The organism is Martelella sp. UBA3392, assembly GCF_002358775.1.
Classification (GTDB): domain Bacteria; phylum Pseudomonadota; class Alphaproteobacteria; order Rhizobiales; family Rhizobiaceae; genus Martelella; species Martelella mediterranea.
In genome coordinates this window covers 1-3,677 of sequence record NZ_DEPM01000025.1, presented here as the reverse complement: position 1 = coordinate 3,677, position 3,677 = coordinate 1, and the positions used below count along the sequence as shown (strand labels likewise).

General features: G+C 63.9%; 5 protein-coding genes. 4 read left to right on the top strand and 1 reads right to left on the bottom strand.

The window, feature by feature from the left end:
- The first annotated feature begins 86 nt into the window (after positions 1–86).
- Positions 87–1,442, top strand: a complete 1,356-nt coding sequence (locus B4E36_RS02100) for an enolase C-terminal domain-like protein (RefSeq protein ID WP_292055562.1) — start codon at positions 87–89, stop codon at positions 1,440–1,442.
- Between the two features lie 243 nt (positions 1,443–1,685).
- Here B4E36_RS02100 and B4E36_RS02095 read toward each other — a convergent pair whose 3' ends face one another.
- Positions 1,686–1,985 carry an ArsR/SmtB family transcription factor gene (locus B4E36_RS02095; protein WP_018064143.1) on the bottom strand — a complete coding sequence of 100 codons (300 nt, stop codon included), beginning with the start codon at positions 1,983–1,985 and terminating at the stop codon, positions 1,686–1,688.
- A gap of 133 nt (positions 1,986–2,118) precedes the next feature.
- Here B4E36_RS02095 and B4E36_RS02090 point away from each other — a divergent pair, with 133 nt between their 5' ends.
- From B4E36_RS02090 to B4E36_RS02080, 3 genes are all read left to right on the top strand, one after another.
- A complete protein-coding gene (locus B4E36_RS02090; RefSeq protein ID WP_018064142.1) occupies positions 2,119–2,322 on the top strand; it encodes a YgaP family membrane protein in 204 nt (67 codons plus the stop codon).
- Positions 2,323–2,398: 76 nt separating this feature from the next.
- On the top strand, positions 2,399–3,409 hold the full coding sequence (locus tag B4E36_RS02085) for an efflux RND transporter periplasmic adaptor subunit (protein ID WP_345899917.1): 1,011 nt from the start codon (positions 2,399–2,401) through the stop codon (positions 3,407–3,409).
- A partial coding sequence (locus B4E36_RS02080; RefSeq protein WP_345899916.1) for an efflux RND transporter permease subunit occupies positions 3,406–3,677 on the top strand: 272 nt, incomplete at its 3' end. The genes B4E36_RS02085 and B4E36_RS02080, both read left to right, overlap by 4 nt.

The following is a 3,677-nucleotide window of genomic DNA, read 5'->3' as shown; positions in this document are numbered from 1 at the left end:
ACCACCTGCGTCAGCGCGGAAGTGACGCTTGCCATCGCGTCGGCCACCACGCGGGCCCATCTGCAAACCCATGGGAGGGCGATGCCATGAGCGCCGCACGGATTTCGCTCAAGGCGATCGCGTTTCGGACCCGGCCGGTCCGGTTCCGCCTGCCGTTCCATTTCGGCAATACCGTTGTCACGGAAACCGATCAGGGCTTCGTTTCGGTGACTGTCGAAGTGGATGGACAGATAGCGGAGGGCCACGCGGCCCAGCTCATGGTGCCGCGCTGGTTCGACAAGCGTGCAAGCCGCTCGAATGAGGACACCGTCGCCGATCTGAAGCGCTCGCTGGAGTTCGCCTGTCGATCGGCCGAGGACATCGCGTCCGAAACCATCGCCGCCGTCACGACCCGCCTGCGCCGGGACGTCGAGGCCGCCATGCCGGAGGGCACGCCAAGGCTTGCCGCCCATTTCGGCCCGGCGCTCGTGGAAATGGCGTTGATCTACGCGGTCTGCTTTGTGCGCGACCTCAATTTCCCGCAGGCGGTGAGGGCCGACCTGTTCGGCGTCAGTGCATTCGCCGCGCCCGATATTTCTGCTGCCGCCATCACCGGCGCGCTTGCCGGGATCACGCCGCTGCCGGCGATCGCGCCGCGCCAGACCGTCGGTTTCGACGCGCCGATATTTTCGGGCGAGGCGGACCCGGAGAGGGCCGATGACGGGCTGCCGGTGAGCCTTGAGGCGATCATCCGCGCCACCGGTATCCGCGCCTTCAAGATCAAGCTCAAGGGCGAGCCGGATGCCGATATCGACCGGCTGGCGCATATTGCCACGCTTGTCGACCAGATGGACAATTACCGCGTCACGCTGGACGCCAACGAGCAGTATCTGCCCGACCGTTTCGCCGCCTTTCTCGACCGCCTGCAGGGCGATCCAAGGCTCTCGCGATTGCGCAATTCGATCGCCTTTATCGAGCAGCCGTTCGCCCGCGAGACCGCGCTGACGCTTGAGATCACGCCGGCGCTTTCCGTTTTCCCGCTGATCATCGACGAGAGCGACGACCACGACGATGCCTTCGCCACCGCGATTGCCCATGGCTGGTCCGGCACCTCGATCAAGAGCTGCAAGGGCGTGCTGCGCGCGCTCCTGAACTATGCCCGGATGGTCGATGGCCGCGCCCGCGGAAAACGCCTGTTCATCTCGGCGGAAGACCTGACCTGCCAGCCCGGTCTCTGCTGGCAGCAGGATACGCTGGTGGCGGCAACGCTCGGCTGCCGCGATGTGGAGCGCAACGGCCACCATTTCGGCGGGGGTCTGCAGGGCTATGACGATCTCGAAAAGGCACGCTTCCTCGCCGCCCATCCCGATCTCTACCGCAGGAATGACGGCCGGATCGACCTGCGCATCGAGGATGGCACGGTCGCCATCGGCTCGCTGTTCGGCCCGGGATTCGGACGTTAACCGCCCGACGTCGCTGTTGGGAACCTGAATCCGGTGCCAGCGATCGCCACGTTGGGGCGCTTCCGCCTACCACGGAACCGCCGAGACGCCCCATTCATTTGCTTTAGCGCATTTTCGCAGTCATCAGTTGACCTCAACTGACTGCGTCCCTACCGCTTCGGCCTAACCGCCCAAGGGATGCTCCAAGCCGCTTTGCAACAGTCAGGGGCTCGATGGACCGCGCCCCACGCAACAGCTTTGCCGCTATTCTTTCCTGCAAAAAGCGCCGTGGAGCGCGTTGATCACGGTCAACACCTCGGGACGGGTGATGGCGTAGTATACCGTGGTGCCCTCTCGCCGGGATTCGACAAGGCCGTCGGCCCTGAGCCGCATGAGTTGCTGCGACATCGGCACCTGTTCGATGCCGAGTTCCCGGCGCAGTTCGGCGACCGATTTCTCGCCATCGACAAGGGCGCACAGCACCAGCAGCCTTTGCGGATGGGAAAGACTGCTCATCAGTTCGGCGGCCGCTTCGGCGGCGGGGATCATCTCTGTGACATTCATGTTCTTGAATTTAATATTTTTGAATGTTATATGCAAGCCATGCGATTACGTTGTCGCGTGAACGGCGTTGAACCGGGAAGTTCCAACCGCGTCGTCCATTGCAACATATTGATCCAACAGAAGGAATGGTCAAATGACGCTCGATCGTGCCGTGATGATGTTCGCGGGTTTCATGGTTCTTATCTCCCTGGCGCTCGGCTTTTATGTCTCGCCGTGGTGGTTCCTGCTCAATGCCTTTGTCGGTCTGAACCTGATCCAGGCATCGGTGACAGGTTTCTGTCCTGCTGCAATTGTGTTCCGGAAGCTCGGAGTCAAGTCGGGTTCGGCGTTCGAATAACCGCGCCAGCCTCGTTATCACACATTTATCCCGGGCGCAGAGGTTAAACTCTGCCGCCGGGAGGAGCTTTGGTCCCATGCTACAAGCCGTTTTCCGATTGACCGCCGCCCTTGCCGTGACGACGCCGCTTGTCGTATCGGCCGCGGCTGCCGCCGAATTTACCGTCGAACCCGTGACCGTGACCGAGATGAAGGCCGTTTTCGGCCGGGTGGAAAGCCGGATCGTGGTGCCGGCGCGCGCCCGGATCGGCGGCGTTGTCGAGGATGTTCGGGTCGGCGAGGGCGATAATGTCGCCAAGGGCGACACCATCGCGGTGATCGTCGACGACAAGATCGCGCTCGAACTCAAGGCCGCCGATGCGAGGCTCGAGGCTTTGAATTCGCAGCTCGCGAACGCACGCACCGAACTCGATCGCGCCCAGCAGTTGCGCACGTCCGGCTCCGGCACCCAGGCCCGTCTCGACCAGGCCACGATGCAGTTCGACGTCGCCACCAATCAGGTTGCCGCCGCGATTGCCGAAAAGGCGGTCGTCGAGCAGCGCGCCAAGGAGGGCGAGGTCCTTGCGCCGGCGACCGGCCGGGTGCTGACCGTGCCGGTAACGCTGGGTTCGGTCGTGATGGCGGGCGAGAATGTCGCCCGGGTCGCGCCGGGGCCGTATTACCTGCGCCTGTCGCTGCCGGAGCGCCATGCCGCCGAAATCGTTGAAGGCGCCGAGGTGCAGGTCGGCGAACGCGGTCTTGTGCGCGGGGCAGGCGAACTGCCGGCCGTCAGCACCGGGCGCATCAGCAAGGTCTATCCGGAAATCGCCGATGGTCGCGTGATCGCCGATGTCGAGATCGAGAGCGTCGGCGATTATTTCGTCAACGAGCGCACGCTGGTGTCGATCCCGGTCGGCAAGCGGGCAGCCCTCGTCGTGCCCCCGGAAGCCGTCAAGACCGTGCACGGCGTCGACTATGTGCGGATCGCGACAGCGGACGGCGAAATGGATGTCGCGGTCGTTCTCGGCGAGATCGTGCGCGACGATGACGGGGAACGGATCGAGGTCCTGTCCGGCCTGCGCGCCGGTGATCGGGTTGTGCTGCCATGAAGCTCGGTATCGCAGGCGGGCTCACCCGCACCTTCATCACGTCGCCGCTCACGCCGCTCTTGCTGCTGGCCGCGATTGCGCTTGGCCTGATCGCGCTCGTCTCGCTGCCGCGCGAGGAGGAGCCGCAGATCTCGGTGCCGATGGTCGACATTCATGTCAACGCCAACGGGCTGAAGGCCGAGGACGCCGTCAAGCTGGTCACCGAACCGCTGGAAACCATCGTCAAGAGCATTGACGGCGTCGAGCATGTCTATTCGCAGACGGATGA

Excerpts from the sequence above, each read along its gene's own strand:
- B4E36_RS02090 (WP_018064142.1), top strand. The coding sequence starts at position 2,119 with ATGACGCTCGATCGTGCCGTGATGATGTTCGCGGGTTTCATGGTTCTT.
- B4E36_RS02095 (WP_018064143.1), bottom strand. The coding sequence starts at position 1,985 with ATGAATGTCACAGAGATGATCCCCGCCGCCGAAGCGGCCGCCGAACTG.
- B4E36_RS02085 (WP_345899917.1), top strand. The coding sequence starts at position 2,399 with ATGCTACAAGCCGTTTTCCGATTGACCGCCGCCCTTGCCGTGACGACG.
- B4E36_RS02100 (WP_292055562.1), top strand. The coding sequence starts at position 87 with ATGAGCGCCGCACGGATTTCGCTCAAGGCGATCGCGTTTCGGACCCGG.